The organism is Halomonas sp. BDJS001 (assembly GCF_026104355.1).
In the GTDB taxonomy this organism is placed as follows: domain Bacteria; phylum Pseudomonadota; class Gammaproteobacteria; order Pseudomonadales; family Halomonadaceae; genus Vreelandella.
Window position 1 is genome coordinate 1,665,652 of the sequence record NZ_CP110535.1, and the last position, 21,851, is coordinate 1,687,502.

The window sequence follows — 21,851 nt, forward strand, 5'->3', positions numbered from 1 at the left end:
GTCGCGGTGGGTAAACATTAGTTGTCGTAAAGCGACATTCGCTATACACAAAATGCAGTTTTGATCCTCGCTAATTAATTCACTGCTCCTAACTCCTATCTCCTCATTATGCGAGCGGTAAATATTGACCGGCATGGCTGCCGATCTAAACTGAAGAAGCCCATGGCAAAGTTGATAACAATTACAAACAACACTAGGAAGGAGTGCCTTCAATGTCCTATAAACCCGTTCTGCGGCCGCTATCTACGTTCATCACTTCTGCGGTGATCATCGGCTTACCTGCCGTTGCGACTGCCAATGAGCCTGAGCTCAGCCAAACTGAGGTGTTAACCGGTCTAGAAAACCCGTGGGATATGGCCTTTTTACCGGATGGGACGATGTTTTACACCGAGCGCTGTCGAGGGCTGTCGGTACGGCTGCCCGGTGGTGAGGTAGAGCACCTGCTAGGCATGGAAGGCACGGACGAGTATGCCACCACCGCCGATGATCTTGTTTGCGAGGGGCAGGCTGGGATGAACGGTGTGGCAGTCGATCCTGATTTTGACGAAAACCGCACGGTCTACGTTTACTCTGCTTCCAACATGTCTGAGCCACGCACCAATCGTGTGCTGCGCATGACGGTAAACAGTGAGTTTAATGAGGTATCGGATCGTACCGATATTGTCGAGGATATTCCGTACAAGCCTGCCGCCACCGACCATCCGTTCGGTGATGCTGGCGCCCATAACGGTGGCCGTATTCGCTTCAGCCCCGAGGATGGCTATCTTTATGTGACTACTGGCGATAACCATAATAGCGAGATTCCTCAGTCGCCGGAGCTGCTAGGGGGAAAAGTTCTGCGTATTGACCGGGATGGCGAGGCTGCCGAGGGTAACGAACCACCAGAGGGCTTCGATCCTCGCATCTATACCTATGGTCACCGTAACGTACAGGGCATTACCTTCCACCCGAACACCGGCCAGCCCATCGTGACGGAACACGGCCCCTGGCATTCGGATGAGATCAATGCGTTGGTCAATGGTGGTAACAGTGGCTGGGATCCGAAACCCAATATGGCGGGTCGTGGCGACTGCCCGGACGATTACTGCGGTTACGAGCCTAATCAGACCGAGGGGATGGATCCCAAAGAGCGTGCAGCCTATATGCCGGTGACGGACACCGAAACCTACCCCGACGCCATGAAGCCGGCCTGGGGCAACGACGGACTTTCGCAAGGCATCTCATCTGCCGAGTTTCTGACCGGTGAGCAGTGGGGCAACTGGGATGGCCGTCTGATTGTTGGTTTTATGGGCATCGGTTTCGGAGGCACTTCTGTAGGGCAGCGCATTAACCTGATCGATATTGCCGAGGATGGTCTTTCGGTCAATGACGTTGCTGAGATGCCGCTGCCCATGGGGGCGGCCCGCTTCCGGTCGATAGTGCTGGGCCCGGAGGGAGATCTTTATACCGCAGTTGATGAAGGCAGTATTTACCGCATCACACCGGAGTGAGTTATTGGCAGCCGCGCTGGCGTATGCCTGTGCGGCTGCGCTGTCTTCAAGCCGTTTTAAGCTTTTTGATTAAAAACACTCCAATGGGAAAAGGTCTCTATGAAGGCATCACTTTTTTTCGTTATTGCGACGGCGCTGCTAATGGAGTCGGCTACTCTGCAGGCGGCAGATAAGTTGGCTGGAGAAACACTCTATGCGGACGCATGCGCTCAGTGTCACGGCCCAAATGCACAAGGGATGGCTAGCTTTCCATCGCTTAGTGGTCGGGACGCGGAGTATATTACTTCTCGCCTTGAAACGTATCGGGCTGGTGAAAAGGTGGGGTCAAACTCCTTTTTGATGATCCCCAACGCCACCGATTTGTCGGATGATGATATTGCTAACCTTGCCGCCTTTCTCACTGAGAGTGACGAGTGACTCTCTTCTTTGTACATTAGCTTCTAGTAGGTTTGACCTGTTTATTTCATGGGGTCATTCCTCATCATAAAGAGCAGTGTCAGCCCGCGTGGGAACTGGCATCGACAGGGTACCGACTACCCAGCCGATAGCGCATGGAGGGATGCAGAAACTTAACGTAGGTGACTACCCGTGAAGCACTCCATGTGCGACGCATTAACGCTAAGCATGGCTCGTTGGTATCGATCTCAAGCGCTTTAGCATCTTCATCCGAGGGCAGTAGTGCGTCTACGATATGTTCTATCTCATCTACAGGGATGGTGTTAAGTAAGTAGCGCGAAGGTTGGAGCGTGTCATCGAACTGCTGGAGAATAAAATCAGGGGCCATCGCTGGCGAAACATAGCGATCCTCAAGCTGGACGGCGAGGTCTTCCTCATAGTGAACGCAGCGCAGATGATAAACCGAACTGCCTGTCGTTAGCTCAAGCGCTGAGGCAATGGTGAATGGTGCCGCGACACGACCGAGTTCGAGCACTTCACAATGGTAACGATGGCCGCGGGAAATGATCTCATCGGCGATATTGGCTATTTGTAATAAATTGGAGTGCGGTTTGCGCTCGGCAATAAAAGTCCCCACCCCACTGGTACGTTCTAGGTAACCCTCGTTGGTCAATTCCCGCAAAGCCCGATTTATCGTCATTCGTGACATGCCTAATTCGTTAACCAACTGATTTTCAGATGGAATCATATCTCCAGGCTTCCAGAAACCTGAGGCTGTTCGCTCAAGTACAAACTGTTTGGCCTGTAAATAGAGTGCTTTTGGAGTGGCCACGCTATCAGTATCGGTTTTTTTCATTCGCTATTCCGGTGATGACAAATTAGGCCGAGTCGCTCGTAACCTCTTAATAAGTAAACTATCTAAGGTGACGCTAGCGTTGGCAATAGTCTTATGGTCAACCATTCTGTAGTGTGAATGAAGCGACCTGGCTCAGAAAGTATCATGGTTATGACTCAATGCGACTGGTGACAGTAAGGCAGATAGCGCTGCTAGAAACTGGTCGTTTTGCTCGCGGCTACCTATCGAGACCCGCACCCAGTGGGTGTATCCCGGCTCACGCCATGGTTTAACGATCACTCCGTGAGTAAGCAGTGTTTCATGCAAGGCGTCTGATGTCTGATCTGTTTTGAAAAACAGGAAGTTAGCCCGAGAAGACACTACCGTTAGATGCATGTCTCTAAGCGCCTTGGTAACACGCTCGCGTTCGCGAATGGTCTCTTCAAGCCCCGTATTTAGGTGAGTTTCATCCTGCAGTGCCGCAAGTGCTGCCACTTGAGCGAGACGGTTGACGTTAAATGGCGTGCGTAGGCGATCAATCAGGTCGGCAAGCACGGGACTACTCACAATGCCATAGCCCAGGCGTAATCCTGCCAGGGCGTAGGCTTTTGAGAAGGTGCGCAAAACGATCCATGGTGTTTCCTGTTGGGATAGTCGAGCCAGTACATCCGGGTAGTCGGGACTCGCCTGGGCGTACTCGTAATAGGCCTCGTCGAAGACGAGTAGGGTGGCGGGTGTTAACGCATTAAGCAGTTGATCTAACTGATTGGCTGATAGCGTGCTGCCCACCGGATTGGAAGGTGAAGAGAACATCAGCATACGTGGCGGCTCAATGAGCGCTTCAAGCAGCCCATCAATATCGAAACGTCCGCCATCTAACATGGGTACGGCGTGAATATGCGCACCAAGCGAGTGCGGATATAGCGTATGCAGACCAAAAGCAGGTGTGATAGTGACCAAGGTGTCACCGTGATCAAGAAACACCCGGCACAAAATCGCAATCAGATCTTCTGAGCCATTTCCAAATACCAGCCGCTCGGGTGCAACCTTGAGACGTGCCGCGAGCGCATCCCGTAACAGGCCACAGGAGGCGTCAGGGTAAAGGCCACTATCGGTGATAGCGCTAGCGATGGCGGTGGCTACCTGGGGTGAGGGGCCATACGGGTTTTCATTGCTACCGAGTTTGGCAATTTTTGACACACCAAAGCGCTTGCCTACCTGCTCGCTGGAAAGCCCTGCATTGTAGCCTTCGAGTTCGCGAACTTCCCGGCGCGCGAGAGGAGAGGGGTCGAGAGGCAGCATTAGTTCGCTTGCTCCGTTGTGGTATGCCAGAAGGCGTTGCGGTCAAGATAGTTCTGTAAAAACTGGCGCAGGCGGGGATGCTGGGTGTCGCGGAATACTTCGCTGGGCGTACCACGGGTAACGATACTGCCTTGATCAAGGAAGACGACGGTGTCAGCAACTTGGGCGGCAAAGCCCATCTCATGAGTCACTACTACCATGGTCATGCCTTCAAGAGCGAGCTGTTTCATCACTGCCAATACCTCGCCCACCAGCTCAGGGTCGAGTGCTGAGGTAGGCTCATCGAAGAGCATAATCTTGGGCTCCATCGCTAGTGCCCGGGCAATGGCCACGCGCTGCTGTTGGCCGCCGGAAAGCCGTGCGGGGTACTCCTTGGCCTTCTCTGCCAGGCCAACCTTGTCGAGCACTTCCATAGCGCGTTTTTCAGCTTCGCTGCGCTTGAGCCGACGCACTCTTACCAGGGCCTCGGTGACATTGCCCAGCGCTGTCATATGTGGCCATAAGTTGAACTGCTGAAAAACGATGCCAAGATTGCGCCGGGCCTGATTGAGGCGGGTGCGCCCGGCGTGCTGGCGGCGCCCCCGGTCATCAATTTCCCAGCCGAGTAGGCGCCCCTCGATATGAATCTCCCCTTCGTCATACTCTTCAAGAAAGGCCATGCTGCGCAGAAGCGTACTTTTACCCGACCCCGATGGGCCAATCAGGCAGACCACCTCTGAGTGATGCACATCCAGGTTGATATCAGTGAGTACCTGATGTTTGCCGAAGCGCTTGCCAACGGCGGAAAGATGAATAATGGGGGGCGCCTTATCCGCCCCTTTTTGCGTAGCTTCGACCAAAGCCGCTGCAGGGGTGGATGTGGACGACGATAGGGAAAGTGGCATAGCTAGCTCCTGTTCAGCGCTGTAAGTAGGTGCCGACGCGGTGCTCAAGCCACCTGCCCACCCGCGAGGTGATCTCAATAAGTAGCAGGTAGGCGATGCAGAGAACCAATAGTGTTTCAATAAAGGTAAACGTGCGGGTACCAATGCCCGTGAGCACGGCGGTTAACTCAGGAACGGTGATAATCGACAGAACGGCGGTCTCTTTGCATAGAATCGTCAGCATATTGACGATCGCTGGCAGGATCAGTACCAGCATTTGAGGCAGCTGTATGCGCCACATAAGCTGCAGGCGACCTAGTCCCAGGCACTCGCCAGCTTCCAGTTGCCCGCGGGGACGGCGGCGAAGCCGCTACGAAAAATCTCCGCGAAATAGACGCTGCTGTAGAAAGCGATGCAGAGCACCCCAGCGGTAATCGCGCCGAGACGTACACCGAATGATGGGCCGCCGTAGTAGACCAGAAACAGGATCACCAAAAAGGGGGTGCCGCGTACCAGCTCAATAAACACTCTCAATATGAGCTGCAGTGGCCGACCACCAAAGAGCATCAGCGCAGCGATAAACAGCCCCGTTACCAACCCCAATACGCTACCCACCAGCCAGGTATAAATGGTGACTAAAAAAGCGCCCCGGATGGCGTCGGCATTGGCGGTAATAATGGATAGATCGAAAATCACGCCAGACTCCTCTCTAGGTGACGCTCAAGTCGGCGTCCGAACATGGTCAACGGTATGTTGATCAGGCAGTAGATCCCGGCCAGCACCAGGTAGTGCTGGAAGAACAAGTAGTCTGAAGAGGCCAGGTTCTGGGCCACCCGGGTGAGATCTGCTAGACCGACGACCGATACCAGCGCCGAGGCTTTAATCAGTAATACCAACTCGTTTACCAGTGAGGGCAGGGTGCTTTGAACCGCTTGGGGCAGCTCGATGCGTAGCAAAATAGCGGGACGGCTCATGCCTAATAAATGGGCGGCTTCACGCTGACCAGAGGGAATCGCCAACAGCCCCCCGCGTAATATCTCTGCGATATAAGCGCCTGAGCAGAGCGAGAGCGCCATAACGGCGGCTACCATGGGGGACAGGTTGGGTAGCCCGAACATCGGTGCCAAGTAGTAGATAACCAGTAGCTGGACGAGTAGCGGAACTCCTCGAAAGATAAAGATATAGCTGCCGCCGATGCGCCGCAGTAAGGGCATTTTGGCCAATTGCATGCTGGCAATAAGGGTGCCAATCACAAAGCCGATGGCATTGCCTAACAGCGACGTCTGAAGCGTGATAAGGAGCGCCTTACCCAGCAGCGGCAGGCTAAAGAGAAAAGTCGGCCAGTCGAACATTGGCAAGATCCCCGGAGGTGAGGGAGTGCGTGCTGGGCGGCATATGCAGCGGTTGCCTCAGCACGCGTTGGAGGCAGATTAGATCTCGGGTTCAAAATCTTCGCTGGGAATGTCCATTGGTGCGCCGAACCACTTGGTTTGCAGCTCCGAGAGGCTGCCATCTTCGTGCATGGATAGAAGTACCTCGTTGATAGCTTCAACTAAGGAAGCGGACTCCTCATCGTTGCGTGCCATATAGCCAAAGTAGGCGGGTTGACCAAAAGGTGGTTGGACAACCTCGAACATGGGGCGCTGTGTCGCGGTATAAGCAATATTGGGTAGCGAGTTCGCCACTGCATCAATTCGCCCAGCGGCAAGGTCGGCGTAGGTTTGGCTATAATCAACATACTCGGTAATGGTGGGCGGCTCCGGCAGCTCAGCCGCAAACGTCTTTAGCTGCTCTAGTTGCGCTGTGCCGCGCCCACCACCGGCCGCTTTACCCGAAATATCTTCAGGCGTTTGAATAGAGTCGTCGTCAGCACGTTTTAAAATAGCGACCGTGGCATCGGCGATAGGCAAGGTGAAGTTGTAGCGTAGTTTGCGTTCCTGGGTAATCATCGCGGGGCCCGCAACGAAGTCGTAATTTCCAGCCTCAAGGCCGGGGAGTACGCTGGGCCAGGGTAGGTCGATCCAGTTAATAGTGACCCCGAGTTCATTACCAACACGCTCCATAAGCTCGAGGTTGAGGCCGCTCTGCTGACCAGCGTCTAAGTATGCAAAGGGAGCGAAGTGAAACTCTGTGCCGACGTTGAGGACGCCACGCTCTTTGACATCGTCAAGCAGGTCTGCAGAAGCAGCGGTGACCGCTAAACAGAGGCCAAGGCCTAGCGTTAGCTTAGAGAGTGACTGCTTGAGTAGATTGGGCTTTTTCATTGAGTAATGACTCCATGGGGCTAAGGGGCGGTGTGACTGACAATACGTATCAGCCTTCAGAACTTCCCCTATGTAAAAGCAAACTACATGCCAAAAAGTACTTACCTGTATATACATAGCCGTTTTGCGGATTCTGGCGTTAAATCGTCCACAACACCTTGCACAGTTTGGGGGCATGCCGCCGTCAATAAGGGCGACCAAATTGAGCGGCTTAGCCGAGCTGTTTAACTGAGTTGTTTAATGAAGCAATTTGCCGGGATTAAGAATGCCGTTAGGGTCGAGGGTATGTTTGAGTGCGCGCATAACCTCCATCACTTCAGGGCGGACACTGTGGTGTAAGAAATCGCGCTTGAGCAGGCCGATACCATGTTCGGCAGAGATTGAACCGTGGTATTCGCCGACCAAACGATAGATCTCAGCTTCGATAGCATGGCGAATCTCTGGTGCATCCTCGGCTAGCGAGCGGCCATCCACGGTTAGGTGTAGATTGCTGTCGCCGATATGGCCGAAGTTGACGATGCTGATGCCCGGCCAGCGCTGCTGCAGCATCTCGCCAGCGGCTTCGACGAAGGCGCCGATGGTTGGAATTGGAAGACTGATGTCGAAATTGATCGGCGCCAACTTGAGCGGGAATTCGCCGGTCGCCTCACGGATCGCCCATAATTCACGGGCTTGTGTCGTGCTGCTTGCCAGTACCGCATCTTCCACCTCGCCCGTTTCAATGGCAGCTTCTAGGGCCCTCTCCAGATGATTGGCATCGCCTTCGGCCTCGCACAACACGTAAAGAGCGTAGCTTGTGGGCAGCGGTGGCTGACTGTCTCTCCAGTCGCAGCTCATGGTGTAAAAATCCTGCCACATCACCTCAAATGCCTCTAGCGCTAACCCTGCGCCGCGTAGGTGGTGGAGTAATGTCACTGCTGCCTTATAGTTGGGTAGCCCACACAGCACTGTATGGGATTCGCCTTGGGGCGGTGCCATACGTAGCACGGCGCGGGTGATAATACCAAGGGTGCCTTCGGCGCCGATAAAGCAGTGCTTAAGGTCGTAACCGGTATTGTTCTTGATCATGCCGTTCATCAAGTCGAGAATCCGGCCATCCGCTAGCACTACCTCCAGGCCGAGCACCTGGTCGCGGGTCATGCCGTGACGAATAACCCCATGGCCGCCAGCGTTAGTGGCAATAGTGCCACCAATCTGACAGCTTCCACGAGCGCCAAAATCGACCGGATAGCGAAAGCCAGCATCTTTAGCCTCATTCTGCACCACTTCAAGCGTGGTGCCCGCCCGCACTGTCAGCGTGGCGGCGTCGTGATCAACGCTCTCCACGCCGGTGAGGCGAGAAAGCGATACCGCGATGCTATCGGCATTGGGCACTGCCGCGCCCGCTAAGCCAGTCATTCCCCCCTGGGGAACCACCGCGCGGCGATGTTCATGACATAGCCGTAGCAGCCTGGAGACCTCTTCACTACTGGTAGGACGTACCAGCGCCAGCGGTCGGCAGGCGGCATGGCCCGTCCAGTCGCTGAAGCAGGACTCAGGAATCGTCTCACCCAGCAGTACGCTGTCACCAAAGCCATCGCGTAGTAAGTCCAAGAAGACGTCCTTATTGGCTGGATCAACACTCACGGTAGATCTCCCCTAGTAGTTTCTCTCTGGTGGCTTAATGGGTGCGTAGCGTCGTTGCATGTTATTCCTCAGCGTAGAGCCGTGAGCGGGGCAGTAGCGTCTCGAAGGCAGCGTCGGTAACAAAGCGCTGTGCGGCGACGAGGTCGGGAGCGAAATAGCGGTCACGCGAATAACGGGTGACCTCACGGCGAATAGTCGCCAGGGCTTCTTCGAGGGAGGGGGAGGAGGTTAGGGGGCGGTGGAACTCAACCCCCTGGGCCGCTGCCAGCAATTCAATCGCCACCACGGCGCTGGAATTGAATGCCATATCGGCCAGCCGCCTTGCCGCGAAGGTGGCCATGGAGACGTGATCCTCTTGATTGGCTGAGGTGGGTAAGCTATCGACCGAGGCTGGGTGTGCCAGGGTTTTGTTCTCTGAGGCTAATGCGGCGGCGCTGACCTGAGCGATCATAAAGCCAGAGTTGAGCCCGCTCTCTTCGACCAGGAAGGCTGGTAAGCCTGAAAGCGCCGGATCGACAAGTTGGGCGATGCGGCGTTCCGACAGTGCGCCGATTTCCGAGATCACCAGCGCCAACACATCCGACGCCATGGCAACCGGCTCGGCATGGAAGTTGCCCCCGGAAAGCACATCGCCATTATCGAAAACCAGTGGATTGTCGGAGACCGCATTGGCCTCACGCAGAAACACATTGGCAGCGAAACGAAGATGATCCAGGCAGGCGCCCATCACCTGGGGCTGGCAGCGCAGCGAGTAGGGGTCTTGAACACGCGGGCAGTCGCGGTGGGATTCGCGTACCCGGCTGCCAGCCAGCAGTTCGCGGTAGAAAACGGCGGCATCCCGCTGACCGGGGTGACCACGAACGGCCTGAATACGCTCGTCAAATGGGGTATCCGACCCTTTTAAGGCATCCACCGTCAGGCTCCCTGCCACCACGGCGGCGGTGAATAGCTTCTCGGTGGCGAACAGCCCACGAAGCGCCAACGCGGTGGATACCTGGGTGCCGTTGATCAGTGCCAACCCCTCCTTGGGGGCCAGAGTAAGCGGTTCGATACCGGCCAGGGCCAGCCCCTCACTGGCGGGCATCTCGCGACCTTGGTGACGCATGCGACCCTCGCCAAGCAGGGTGGCCGCCATATGTGCCAGCGGCGCTAGATCCCCCGAGGCGCCAACCGAACCCTTGGCAGGAATACAGGGATAGACCCGCGCATTGTAAAGCGCCAATAGGCTTTCAATAATCAGCCAGCGGACGCCAGAGTGGCCACGAGCCAGCGACGTCGCCTTGAGGGCCAGAATCAGTCCCACGGTGGCGTCATCCAGACTGTCGCCGACCCCGGTGCTGTGTGACAGCACCAGGTTACGCTGCAGCTCTGTCAGCGAGGCGCGTGGTATGGAGGTTTGGGCCAGCACGCCAAAGCCGGTATTAATACCGTAAACGGTGCGGCCGCTGTCGAGAATGGCGCTGACCGTGGCTTCGGCCTGAGCGACCCTAATCCGGCTCTCCTCATTGAGTTCGATAGTGGGGCTACCCTCAAAAAGCTCGCGCAGTGTTGCAAGCGTTAGTTGGCCTGGGGAGAGTCGTTGAGTCGATGTCATGGTTACCTCTATCGGCGCCTGGTAAACAGCATGCCGTGATGGAAGTGGCGGTGATGAAGTGTATGTCTTTATTATGTATATACAGGTAGGCAGGGTTGATGCAAGTGAAAAGTGGTCATTAATGGGTGAATAAATATTTTTGATTTTTTGCTTATATTGGTGCGTTTTTTACATTTATGCCTTTTTTTGGCGCAATTTTCGTTATGGATATGGGGTGGTGGTCTATTTCAATCGCCTTCTCAGGTTATCGTTTAGACCGTATATTTTTAATATGTATATACTTATTGAGTGTTGAGCGTTTTTGATGGTTTTTGGCACGTGCATTGCAGAATCGTTAGCGCAACACCTTCACGGCCATTATTGAAAAACAAAACCGCTAAGAGAATGTGCGCGAGTACGTTCTTATCGTTAGGAGACTGCGCAGATGAGTAACTCAGCTACGAATATTCCTGTTGTGGATATGCAGGGCGTACGGGAGGGTGACATTCAAGCTCTCGCTCGGGCGGGTGAGGCGATACATAACGCCTGTACCCAAGTGGGGTTTTTCTACATCATCAATCATGGGCTTCCCCAGGCGGTGATAGATGATGCGATGAAGGCTGCCCAGCGTTTCTTTGCCGAGCCGCTTGAGCGCAAGGTGGAGGTGGCTGTTAACAAGCGCCACCGAGGTTTTCATCGCCGTGGTGGCGCGACCATGTATCAGGCGACACTCCCTGATGAGAAAGAGTTTTATAGCTTTGGGTTGGATCTGGCTGAGGATGACCCGAGTGTGCTAGCGGGGGAAGCACTGCGTGGGCCGAACCAGTGGCCGAGTTTTATGCCCGAATTCCAGCAGACGATGGATCGCTACTTTGTTGAGGTAGGTCGCTGTGGCGCAGACCTGTTGCGTGCGATTGCGGTGAGCCTAGAGATCGATCCTGAGTTCTTCGCGGCTAAATACACCAAGCCGTTACAGCGCACCCAGGCGGTCTATTACCCTGTGCAGGCTGAGGATCGACCGGCGGATCAGTTTGGCGTTGCGCCGCATACTGATTATGGCTGTGTGACGCTGCTCTACCAGGACGGGGTGGGTGGTTTGCAGGTGCGTGAACTGGGTAGCGAGCGCTGGATCGATGCGCCTTTTATCGAGGGCTCGCTGGTAGTTAATGTCGGTGATTTGTTGGCGCGATGGTCAAATGACCGCTTTCGCTCTACGTTGCATCGTGTCATCAATACCAGTGGCCGGGAACGCTACTCCATTGCGACCTTTTATGACCCCGATTATGCTGCCCGCGTTGATCCCGCAGACCTCGGTGTATCGGCAGCAGAAGCCCACTATCCACCAGTGACTGCGGGTGATTACATTTTGGGTCGCATTGATGCCTCAATGAGCTACCGCAAGGCTGCTGCATCCTGATGGGGAGCGATAGATGAAGTTGCCTGAAAGGTTACGCTTTAGTGAATTTTTGCCCGTCGCTTGGCAAAATGGCGGCGGAGTAACACGTGAAGTGGCGCGCCGGGAGGGCGATGAGAAATCGTTGGGCTGGCGGGTTTCGGTGGCTGAACTTGAGCGGGAGGGGCCATTCTCGATGATTGCGGGAGTCAGGCGTCACTTTACGGTGATAGGTGAGCATCCGGTCACGCTTGTTTTGCCTGATCAGCGTACTGTTTTGGCACCTTGGGAAAGTTTTATCTTCGAAGGTGAAGCAGCGGTGAATTGCTTGTTGCCTGAAGGGCCGAGTCGGGCGCTGAATTTAATGTACAATCCAGCAAACTGGCAGGCTTCTGTTCGTTGGCTAACGTCTGGGGGGCCGCTAAGGCAAGCCCCGAACGCTGAAACGTTTATTTTAGCCGTTGATGGCCAGGCGTGGCTGGTCGGTGAGCCGTCACTGTCTCTTAGTGGTGGTGATATTTGGCACTGGCCCAGACCCAGCGCTGCTGACGAGCTAACGACTGATAGCTGTAACACAATGACATTTGAGACGCTGCCTGCAACGCACCTGATTAGGGTCGACCTGTCTCCGCGGGTTCGATAACTCTTTTCAGAGTGTTCATGAGCGGGGTGGTGAAAGGGATTTGAGGAGAGCACGTGGGACGCCAACCGCCCCGGTATCAACAGATTAAGCAGTACCTGCTGGATAATATCCGTTCAGGACATTTTCCCGTCGACCATAAAATCCCCCCTGAGGAGCAGCTTGCGGTTACTTTTGGCGTCAGCAGAATGACGGCCAATAAGGCCATTCGCGACCTGGTACAGGAGGGCTATCTGGTGCGCCAATCAGGTATCGGCACCTTTGTGACGGATCGGCGCTCTGAATCGCCATTGGCTGAAATTAATAATATTGCAGATGAGGTACGCAGCCGTGGCCACGAATACGCCAATCGTGTAGTGAGTTGTGAAGCGCTGAATGCTGACGATGAGATTGCCCTGCGGATGGGCGTACGCATTGGGACTAGGTTGTTTCATTCGATTCTTATTCACCTGGAAAATGGCCTGCCGATCCAGCTCGAAGAGCGCTACGTCAATCCGCGCTGGGTGCCCGGTTATTTGGAGGCAGACTTTGCTCGCCAAACACCCAATGAGGTGTTGGTTGCCGCCTGCCCGATTACCGATATGGAGCACGTAGTAGAGGCGGTGCTGCCAGAAGCGGGGGCGGCAAAGTGGCTACAAATTGATGCAGCGCTACCTTGCCTGAGTGTTCGCCGGCGTACTTGGTCAGGCGACCGCCTAATTAGCTATGCTCACCTGCTGCATCCCGGAGACCGCTATAAATTGCGGACTATGGCGAGTTCTTCTAAATAGTCGTTCTTGCAAAGCAGCTTAAGTCGTTCTCGCGGAACAACCGCTAGGCTATCTCACACAAACTTATCTCACACTAGCTTATCTCACGAAACAGTTTGGCAAGCGCCGCACTGTTGGCCTCATCGAGGGCGTGCCGCCGCTGCTGGATAACCCAGCGGCCTGCGACCATGACGTCGCGTATCTGTTGCTTGGAACCGCCAAACAGCCAACGCCCTAGCCGCGTTTCGTCGGTACTCGTGGCGAGGTAGGGGTCGTTGCCATCGAGGACGACTATATCGGCTCGTTTGCCCGCTTCGAGCGCGCCGATGGGTTGGCCAGAGGCCTGGGCGCCTCCCGCTAAGGCCTGGCGATAAAGCCAGTCGCCCACCGGGCGTATTTCGCTATCGTGCAGGCAGTTGCGCTGTTGCGTGGCAAGGCGCTGGCCATACTCAAGCAGCCGTAGCTCTTCAACCACGTCCAGTGAGACATGGCTATCAGAGCCAATCCCCAGGCGCCCACCCTGGGGGGCATACTCCACTGCGCGGAAGATGCCGTCGCCCAGATTGGCCTCGGTGGTCGGACAGAGCCCCGCCACGGCGCCGCTAGCGGCGAGGTCACGTACCTCTGAGTCGTCAAGGTGGGTGGCATGGATCAAACACCAGCGCTCATCCACCTCCACATTATCCAGTAGCCAGCGGACGGGGCGCTTGCCTGAATAGGCGAGGCTGTCTTCCACTTCGCGTTGCTGCTCGGCCACATGAATATGGCGTGGGCCAACAGGGTTCGTCGCCAGCACCGCCTGAATCTCTTCTAATGTCACCGCACGCAGTGAGTGGAACGCCATACCCAGTGCTTGTGTGGGGTGGTCGGCAAGGCTTGGCTTCAACGTCTCAAGCAATTTCAAAAAATCTGGGACGGCGTGGATAAAGCGCCTTTGCCCATGATTGGGTGGCTGGCCACCAAAGCCGCTGTGGGCGTAAAGCACCGGCAACAAGGTAAGCGCAATGCCGCTGCGCTCGGCGGCTTGGCTAATCGCCCAGGCCATTTCAGCAGGATCACGATGGGCCTTGCCCGATATATCGTGGTGCAAATAATGAAATTCGCTGACCTGCGTATAGCCGCCCTTAAGCATTTCGACATAGAGCGCCTGGGCGATGGTGCCCACTTGATCTGGCGTGAGACGATCGACCAAGCCGTACATGCGGTCTCGCCAGCTCCAGAAGCTGTCTGGCTGTGTGCTACCCACTTCTGCCAGACCCGCCATGGCGCGCTGGAAAGCGTGTGAGTGTAGGTTAGGCATACCGGGTATCGCTGGCCCGGCTAAACGCTGAGCGTCGCCGGGCGAGCTGTTGGGTTGCACCGATATAAGCATGCCGGTTGCATCGACTTCGAACAGCACCTGCGAGGCCCACCCAGTCGGCAGCAGGGCGTGATCAGCGAAATAGCAATGGGTCATCGGGGCTCCTTTTCGTTAACGGATGACTGTTAATGTATATACATATAGCGAAGTCCGCTTCCCAGGTAAAGCAGAGAGTTGGAATTTCCTCGTAAAGTTCATTATGGTGCGTAATTTCGCCCTGTTGTTGGCGTTTGCACTATGTTGGCGAATATTTATGGCTGAGTTGTTTTTTTGCTAAAAAGGGCGATTTAGGTGATTGCGCAGAAGCGTTTGTTGTCATAATGTATATACAAACTTTGACAACAAACAGGAGTTACCATGTCTCTTTCACGCTTTCGCGATACCGAAATTCGGGCACCTCATGGAGCTGAGCTCTCCTGCAAGAGCTGGATGACTGAAGCGCCGCTGCGCATGCTGATGAACAACCTTGATCCGGATGTCGCCGAGAATCCCAAAGAGCTGGTGGTCTATGGCGGGATTGGCCGCGCCGCCCGCAATTGGGAGTGTTTCGATACCATCGTTGAGACGCTCAAACGTTTAGAAGATAACCAGTCGCTGCTGATCCAGTCCGGCAAGCCGGTAGGGGTTTTTGAGACCCATAAGGATGCGCCGCGGGTATTGATCGCCAACTCCAACCTAGTGCCCGCCTGGGCCAACTGGGAGCACTTCAACGAGCTGGATAAGAAGGGCCTGATGATGTACGGCCAGATGACGGCTGGCTCATGGATCTACATCGGCTCTCAGGGCATTGTTCAGGGTACTTACGAAACCTTTGTTGAGGCTGGTCGCCAGCACTATGACGGCAAACTGGCCGGGCGCTGGATTCTGACGGCCGGTCTTGGCGGTATGGGCGGGGCGCAGCCATTGGCGGCAACGCTGGCGGGTGCCTGCAGCCTCAATATTGAGTGTCAGCAGAGCCGCATTGATATGCGCTTGCGTACCCGCTATGTGGACGAGCAGGCTAGCGACCTCGACGATGCCCTGGCGCGCCTGGAGCGCTATACCTCAGAAGGTAAAGCCGTCTCGATTGCGCTCCATGGCAATGCCGCTGAAATATTGCCGGAACTGATTAAGCGTGGCGTCAAGCCGGATATGGTAACCGACCAGACCAGTGCTCACGACCCACTGCATGGTTATCTGCCCGCAGGCTGGACTTGGGATGAGTATCTGACCCGCGGGAAGACTGAACCCGAGGTGGTGGTCAAGGCGGCTAAGCGCTCCATGGCGGTGCATGTGCAGGCCATGCTCGACTTCCAGGCAATGGGCATACCGACCTTCGATTATGGCAATAACATTCGCCAGATGGCTCAGGAGGAGGGCGTTGCTAACGCTTTCGACTTCCCCGGCTTTGTGCCTGCCTACATTCGCCCGCTGTTCTGCCAGGGAATTGGCCCATTCCGCTGGGTGGCACTCTCCGGTGATCCAGAAGATATCTACAAGACCGACCAGAAAGTCAAAGAACTCATCCCAGATGATCCGCATCTGCATAACTGGCTGGACATGGCTAAGGAGCGTATCAGCTTCCAGGGCTTACCGGCGCGCATCTGCTGGGTGGGCTTAAAGGATCGTGCGCGCCTGGGGCAGGCGTTTAACGCCATGGTCGCCAGTGGAGAGCTGAAGGCGCCCATTGTGATTGGTCGCGACCACCTGGACTCCGGCTCGGTGGCTAGCCCCAATCGGGAGACTGAATCAATGCTGGATGGCTCGGATGCCATCTCTGACTGGCCGCTGCTCAATGCGCTGCTCAATACCGCTGGGGGCGCCACCTGGGTTTCTCTTCACCATGGCGGTGGAGTGGGCATGGGTTACTCCCAGCATGCAGGGGTGGTGATTGTCGCCGATGGCACGGATGACGCTCATGCCCGATTGGGCCGCGTGCTGCGTAATGATCCGGCCACTGGGGTCATGCGCCATGCCGATGCTGGCTACGACATCGCCAAGCAGAGTGCCGCTGAGCAGGGGCTCGATTTGCCGATGGTAATGCCCTGAAAACCTAAGTAACAATCCTCATCAATAACCTCCCTACCTTTAACGTTGCTGGATACACAGATACGGGTGCCGACAGGCAGCATGTCGGCTCCTAATAAAAAAGCGCTATAAAAATAAACCCCGACAGGAGACATACAATGTCACAAACCGACAGGAAACAGTTAAAGCGAAGCGTCTTTATGCCGGCCTTCGTGATTATTATGCTGGCCGTCATCATTGGTTTGGTTAATAACGAACTACTGGTCAGCGTTGCTCGGCAGTTGTTCTATCTTTCGCTTTCCGACTTTGGTTGGCTTTATCAGTTGTTGGCTATTTCAACGCTGGGTGTCACGGCGTTTATCTTCTTTTCCAAGGCAGGCAATATCCGTTTGGGTGGGGCGAACGCAAAGCCCACGTTTTCGTTGGCGGCGACCTTTGCCATGGCGTTAACCGGCGGGATAGCGACGGGCGTGGTTACCTACTCGGTCAATGAGCCCATCATCTATCTGGGCAATGTCTATGGCGAGATCGGCAATCAGTCATTTGAGCCCAACAGTGGCGAAGCGGCCATCTTTGCACTGGCCAGAAGCTTCCATAACTGGAGCTTTATTCCCTACGCCATGTACTCCATCGTTGGCTTGATGATTGGCTATATGCACTTTAATCGCAAAGAGCGCTTCTCGATCTCTTCAACGCTGGCCCCGCTATTAGGCAGTCGCGAACGCAGTCCCGTCGTGCGAGCCGTGGTCGACATCATTTCAATACTCGCCATCGCACTAGGGCTGGCATCATCGTTAGGGGCTGGCCTGGCACTGATCAGTTCTGGCATTGAAGCTGAGTACGGTATCGCTTCGAGCCCTACCACTTGGCTGATTTTAACACTGATTATTTCGGCGATCTTTATTACCTCGGCGGTATCGGGTCTTAAGCGAGGCATTCGTTTCCTCTCATCGGTCAATGCTTATATTTTTTACGCTTTCGTCGCTATATTGCTAATCATTGGCCCAGTCAATTACATCCTGAGTCTGTCGGTAACCAGCTTGGGTTACTGGTTCGATAACTTCTTCCTTTGGTCATTCGACACCAAAGAGGCGGGTGGTGAAGCGTTGGTTACCTGGTGGACGATGTACGACTGGTCGATCTGGATCGCCTATGCCCCGTTGATGGGCCTTTTTTTGGCGCGTATTTCCTATGGCAGAACGCTACGGGAATTTCTGGTGATTAACTGGATTCTGCCTTCCGTGTTCGGCATCGTTTGGTTCGCTATCTGGGGCGGGTCGGCGATCAAATGGCAGATGGATGGCACCCTCGATCTGGTGAGCGTGGTGACTGAGAACGGCGCCGTTTCGGGGCTTTGGGGTTTCCTGCAAAACCTGCCAATGTCCGCTTTGCTGATCCCGTTAGCCATTTTTACGCTGATTATTTCTTTCTCAACGGCTGCTGACTCGATGTCATCGACCATCGCTACCATCTGCACTCGAAACATGACGGCGGAGGAGGAAGCTCCCCGTAAGCAGAAAATCCTTTGGGGGCTATCAATCGCGATTATCGCCTATGTGATGGTCGCCTTTGGCGGCGGCGCCCAGGGGGTCGATGGTATTAAATTCCTGGCGGCGGCGGGCGGTTTTATCGTGCTGTTTCTGTTTTTGCTGATTGTGGCTTCTGCGGTGAAGGTTTTCATTATGGATGGCGCTAATAAACCCCAAGAGAGTCAAGCGCGCATTAAGCAAGCCGAGGATGTCTATGAGTGAGTTGCCTCGCCTCGTTGAAATTGGCAACACGCCTCCCGCTTGGCGGGAGGTGGTCAAGGTCGCCTGTCACGGGTATCAGATGTCGCTGTCGCCCTCGGTCTGGGAGAAGGTTCGCTGTGCCCGCGAGGCTGTTGAGAAGATCGCCGCTTCAAGCGTGCCCCATTACGGTATCAATACCGGGTTAGGTGCCTTATGCGACGTAGTGCTTAAACAGGATGAGCTGCAACGTCTTTCGCACCATACCTTGATGAGTCATGCCTGTGGTGTTGGTACCCCGCTGCGAACGGAGCAGGTTCGCGCCATTATGTGCAGCGCGGTGATCAACTACAGTCACGGCTACTCCGGCATCAGTCCGGCCGTGGTGGAGGGACTGATAAGGCTGCTCAATGAGCAGATTACTCCCGTCGTACCCTCACGCGGCTCGGTGGGTTATCTCACTCATATGGCACACATTGGCTTGGCCCTAATCGGTCACGGCGATGTTGAGTTTCGTGGGCAACGGATGCCTGCCAAGCAGGCGCTGGAGGCCATCGGTATGGTGCCGGTAACGCTTGGGCCCAAGGATGGGCTGAGCCTGGTGAACGGCACCCCCGCGATGACCGGGCTGGCCTGTTTGGCGCTTGACGATGCAGCGCGCCTCTCCGCCTGGGCAGATATTATCGGTGCCATGAGCTTTGAGGCATTGGGCGGACAGTTGAATGCGTTTATGGCCGAGGTGACGGCCCTCAAATGCCACCCAGGCGTTCAGCAAACTGGCGACAACTTGCGCAGGCTTCTTGCGGGCAGTGCCCACCTGGCGCGTCATAAAGGGCAGCGGTTACAGGATGCGCTAAGCCTGCGTTCAATGCCCCAGGTACATGGTGCCTGCCGCGACCAGCTCGACCATGCGGAAAAGCAGGTCGAGAAAGAGCTTAATTCCGCCACCGATAATCCGTTAGTGATTCCCGTTGAAGATGGCTACCAGGTTGTGTCTCAGGCTAATCCTCACGGCGCCTCGGTGGCGATGGCCTGCGATCTGTTGGCCATTGCAGCTTGTGAGTGGAGTTCGATTTCCGAGCGGCGCGCCTACCGCTTAGTGACCCCCCAGGCGAATCAGTTGCCGCCTTTCCTGACCACTGAAAGTGGCGTCAAGTCCGGCATGATGATCGCCCACTATTCGGCGGCTTCCCTGGTGGCTGATAACAAGCGTCTGGCGCAGCCCGCGGTTACCGATAATTTTATCACCTCGGGCCTCCAGGAAGACCATCTAAGCTTTGGCGAAAGTGCTGCCCTGAAACTGAACAAGAGCCTCGAAAATGCTTTCCACGTGCTTGCGATCGAATACCTTCTGGCCTCTCAGGCGCTTGATTTAATTGGCAGCGATGATTTTGCCAAGGGCACCTCAATGGCCTGGAAATCACTGCGAGAAGTTCTGCCTGTTTACCAGGAAGAGCATGCGCTGCACCTGGATATTGAGGCGGCTTATCAGTGCCTCCAGGAGACTCACGTGATTGATAAATTGCAGTCCATTGCCCCGAACTTGCTGCCGAGTCGGCAGCCTAGCTAACAGGAGGATGCATGAAACAGCTATGGCATCACTGTCATGCGGTGACCCTGGCGGGTGGCCAATACGCGATTGTGCGTGATGCGGCGCTGATTATAGACGCCGGGCGGATTGCCTGGATCGGCACTAAGGCGCAACTTGATAGCGATGCTGCCTTCGATGAAGTGCGCGACCTGGGTGGGCGCTGGTTAACGCCGGGGTTGATCGACTGCCACACGCACTTAGTGTTTGGCGGTGACCGAAGCAATGAGTTTGAGCAACGCCTGGAGGGAGTGAGCTATAGCGATATAGCAAAACAGGGTGGTGGGATCGTTAGCAGCGTGCGGGCAACGCGCGAGGCCAGTCTTGACGAATTACTGGCCAGTGCTGAGGAGCGCGCGAGGGTGCTGCTACGCGAGGGCGTCACCACGCTAGAGATCAAGTCGGGGTATGGGCTTGATCTGGAGAGCGAGCGCAAAATGCTCAAGGTGGCCCGGGCGCTGGGGGAACGGCTGCCTGTCGATGTGCTTACTACATGCCTTGCAGCCCACGCGCTGCCGCCCGAATACCGTGAGCGTAGCGATGGGTATATTGATCTAGTCTGCGAAACGATTTTGCCGACCCTGGCGAGGGAAGGCCTTATCGACGCCGTCGATGGCTTCTGTGAAGGCATTGCCTTCTCTGTCGAACAGATACGGCGTGTGTTTGAAACGGCAAAGCAACTGGGCCTGCCCCTCAAGCTACATGCTGAGCAACTGTCGCACCTTGGCGGTTGCCAACTGGCTGCGGAGTTCGGCGCGCTTTCTGCTGACCACGTCGAATACGCCGATAAAGCGGATGCGCGTGCGATGGCACAGAGCAGCACTGCCGCGGTGTTATTGCCTGGGGCCTTCCTGACGCTACGTGAAACCCAACTGCCGCCGATTGCAGACTTTCGTGAGCAGGGTGTCACCATGGTGCTGGCCAGCGACCTAAATCCCGGTACATCGCCAGTGCTGTCGTTACGATTGATGATGAATCTGGGCTGCACGCTATTCCGCCTTACCCCTGAAGAAGCGCTGGCAGGCGTGACCATCAATGCCGCTAAGGCGCTGGGCATTGAAGCCACTCACGGTTCCCTCGAGGTAGGTAAATGGGCAGACGCGGTCGTATGGGATATTACCGGGCCGGCGGAACTGAGCTACTGGCTGGGCGGACAATTGCCGGTCACGGTCTTCAAAGCAGGTAAGGAGATAGAAGTATGAGCGACAGTTACCAACTCACTCAGGGCGATACGCCGCTATTGATTTCAATGCCTCACGCAGGTATCGCGCTAACGCCGGAAGTGGAGGCGGGGCTTACTAAAGCAGCGCTCAGCCTTGCAGACACCGACTGGCATATACCCAAGCTTTACGACTTTGCCGCTGAGCTTGGGGCGAGCCGCATTGAGGCGCGCTATTCGCGCTACGTCATCGACCTTAATCGGCCGGAGAGCGATAAGCCACTTTACGCTGGCGCGACGACCGGGCTGTTCCCCAGTACGGATTTCGACGGTAACCCGCTGTTTGAAGAGAATCAGGTACCCTCTAAGACGCAGCGCGACTGGGCCAAAGAGCATGTTTGGCGCCCCTACCACAACGCCCTGGCAAGCGAATTGGCGCGGCTAAAGGCGCGCTTCGGCTATGCGCTACTCTTTGACGCGCACTCTATTCGCTCAAAGATACCGCGGCTTTTTGATGACCAACTGCCGGATATTAATCTGGGTACCTTCGAGGAGCAAAGCTGCGATCCTGAGCTTAGTCAGCGCTTACTGACAACGTGTGCTTCTCAAACGCGCTTTAGCCACGTGATTAATGGTCGTTTCAAGGGCGGTCATATCACCCGCGGTTATGGGGATCCCGCTAACCATATTCATGCCGTACAGCTCGAACTCTCCCAGCGCACCTATATGAATGAACCTGGCGACGAACAACCGGTCTTTGCCTATCGCGAAGACCGCGCCGCTGAAGTGCGCCCGCTGCTACGTGAGCTACTTGAGGCTATGCAGCGATGGGGAGACGTTAGCTACAGCCAGGGTAAGTAAGACAATGTAGTCTTGATT

General features: G+C 55.5%; 18 protein-coding genes and 1 pseudogene. 10 read left to right on the forward strand and 9 right to left on the reverse strand.

Annotation, left to right across the window (positions count from 1 at the left end; translation table 11 throughout):
• Positions 1–212 precede the first annotated feature (212 nt).
• Both OM794_RS07530 and OM794_RS07535 read left to right on the forward strand, forming a co-directional pair.
• Positions 213–1,490: a PQQ-dependent sugar dehydrogenase gene (locus OM794_RS07530; protein WP_226249646.1), complete on the forward strand. Its 1,278-nt coding sequence runs from the start codon at positions 213–215 to the stop codon at positions 1,488–1,490.
• 99 nt (positions 1,491–1,589) lie between these two features.
• Positions 1,590–1,907 (forward strand): c-type cytochrome, encoded by a 318-nt coding sequence (locus OM794_RS07535; protein ID WP_226249647.1) that lies wholly within the window; start codon positions 1,590–1,592, stop codon positions 1,905–1,907.
• Between the two features lie 79 nt (positions 1,908–1,986).
• On the opposite strand, the gene hutC (OM794_RS07540) is transcribed toward OM794_RS07535, so the two are convergent.
• The 8 genes and pseudogenes from hutC (OM794_RS07540) to hutH form a co-directional block, all read right to left on the reverse strand.
• Positions 1,987–2,742, reverse strand: coding sequence for a histidine utilization repressor (gene hutC / locus OM794_RS07540; RefSeq protein ID WP_226249648.1), 756 nt, complete (start codon positions 2,740–2,742; stop codon positions 1,987–1,989).
• A gap of 132 nt (positions 2,743–2,874) precedes the next feature.
• Positions 2,875–4,023, reverse strand: coding sequence for a histidinol-phosphate transaminase (gene hisC / locus OM794_RS07545; RefSeq protein WP_226249649.1), 1,149 nt, complete (start codon positions 4,021–4,023; stop codon positions 2,875–2,877).
• Entirely contained in the window at positions 4,023–4,820 is a 798-nt protein-coding gene (locus tag OM794_RS07550) for an amino acid ABC transporter ATP-binding protein (protein ID WP_226249831.1), read from the reverse strand. The genes hisC and OM794_RS07550 overlap by 1 nt, the downstream gene beginning before the upstream one ends.
• A 100-nt stretch (positions 4,821–4,920) precedes the next feature.
• A pseudogene (locus tag OM794_RS23345) lies at positions 4,921–5,582 on the reverse strand (amino acid ABC transporter permease).
• A complete protein-coding gene (locus OM794_RS07565) occupies positions 5,579–6,238 on the reverse strand; it encodes an amino acid ABC transporter permease (RefSeq protein ID WP_226249651.1) in 660 nt (219 codons plus the stop codon). The pseudogene OM794_RS23345 and the gene OM794_RS07565 overlap by 4 nt, the downstream one beginning before the upstream one ends.
• Positions 6,239–6,316: 78 nt before the next feature.
• Positions 6,317–7,150, reverse strand: a complete 834-nt coding sequence (locus OM794_RS07570) for a transporter substrate-binding domain-containing protein (protein WP_226249652.1) — start codon at positions 7,148–7,150, stop codon at positions 6,317–6,319.
• Positions 7,151–7,387: 237 nt separating this feature from the next.
• The gene (locus OM794_RS07575) at positions 7,388–8,776 is read right to left on the reverse strand and encodes an FAD-binding oxidoreductase (RefSeq protein ID WP_265154434.1); all 1,389 of its coding nucleotides are present in this window, start codon (positions 8,774–8,776) and stop codon (positions 7,388–7,390) included.
• 61 nt (positions 8,777–8,837) lie between these two features.
• Complete coding sequence (gene hutH, locus OM794_RS07580) at positions 8,838–10,370, reverse strand: histidine ammonia-lyase (protein ID WP_226249653.1); 1,533 nt, start codon at positions 10,368–10,370, stop codon at positions 8,838–8,840.
• Positions 10,371–10,794: 424 nt separating this feature from the next.
• Here hutH and OM794_RS07585 point away from each other — a divergent pair, with 424 nt between their 5' ends.
• Genes OM794_RS07585 through hutC (OM794_RS07595) form a run of 3 tightly spaced genes read left to right on the forward strand, consistent with a single transcriptional unit; the run spans position 10,795 to position 13,152 of the window.
• Positions 10,795–11,766 (forward strand): isopenicillin N synthase family dioxygenase, encoded by a 972-nt coding sequence (locus OM794_RS07585; RefSeq protein ID WP_226249654.1) that lies wholly within the window; start codon positions 10,795–10,797, stop codon positions 11,764–11,766.
• Between the two features lie 13 nt (positions 11,767–11,779).
• Positions 11,780–12,385 carry a HutD family protein gene (locus OM794_RS07590; protein WP_226249655.1) on the forward strand — a complete coding sequence of 202 codons (606 nt, stop codon included), beginning with the start codon at positions 11,780–11,782 and terminating at the stop codon, positions 12,383–12,385.
• A 53-nt stretch (positions 12,386–12,438) separates the two neighbouring features.
• The gene (hutC, locus tag OM794_RS07595; RefSeq protein ID WP_226249656.1) at positions 12,439–13,152 is read left to right on the forward strand and encodes a histidine utilization repressor; all 714 of its coding nucleotides are present in this window, start codon (positions 12,439–12,441) and stop codon (positions 13,150–13,152) included.
• 73 nt (positions 13,153–13,225) lie between these two features.
• Here the strand turns inward: hutC (OM794_RS07595) and OM794_RS07600 are convergent, their stop codons facing one another.
• Positions 13,226–14,587 carry a formimidoylglutamate deiminase gene (locus OM794_RS07600; protein ID WP_226249657.1) on the reverse strand — a complete coding sequence of 454 codons (1,362 nt, stop codon included), beginning with the start codon at positions 14,585–14,587 and terminating at the stop codon, positions 13,226–13,228.
• 261 nt (positions 14,588–14,848) lie between these two features.
• Here OM794_RS07600 and hutU point away from each other — a divergent pair, with 261 nt between their 5' ends.
• The 5 genes from hutU (at position 14,849) to hutG (ending at position 21,833) form a co-directional block, all read left to right on the forward strand.
• On the forward strand, positions 14,849–16,519 hold the full coding sequence (gene hutU, locus OM794_RS07605) for a urocanate hydratase (RefSeq protein WP_226249658.1): 1,671 nt from the start codon (positions 14,849–14,851) through the stop codon (positions 16,517–16,519).
• A 137-nt stretch (positions 16,520–16,656) separates the two neighbouring features.
• Positions 16,657–18,249 carry a BCCT family transporter gene (locus tag OM794_RS07610; RefSeq protein WP_226249659.1) on the forward strand — a complete coding sequence of 531 codons (1,593 nt, stop codon included), beginning with the start codon at positions 16,657–16,659 and terminating at the stop codon, positions 18,247–18,249.
• Positions 18,242–19,795 carry an HAL/PAL/TAL family ammonia-lyase gene (locus OM794_RS07615; protein ID WP_226249660.1) on the forward strand — a complete coding sequence of 518 codons (1,554 nt, stop codon included), beginning with the start codon at positions 18,242–18,244 and terminating at the stop codon, positions 19,793–19,795. The genes OM794_RS07610 and OM794_RS07615 overlap by 8 nt, the downstream gene beginning before the upstream one ends.
• A gap of 11 nt (positions 19,796–19,806) precedes the next feature.
• On the forward strand, positions 19,807–21,015 hold the full coding sequence (gene hutI / locus OM794_RS07620; protein ID WP_226249661.1) for an imidazolonepropionase: 1,209 nt from the start codon (positions 19,807–19,809) through the stop codon (positions 21,013–21,015).
• A complete protein-coding gene (gene hutG / locus OM794_RS07625; protein WP_226249662.1) occupies positions 21,012–21,833 on the forward strand; it encodes an N-formylglutamate deformylase in 822 nt (273 codons plus the stop codon). The genes hutI and hutG overlap by 4 nt, the downstream gene beginning before the upstream one ends.
• The last annotated feature ends 18 nt before the right edge of the window (positions 21,834–21,851 follow it).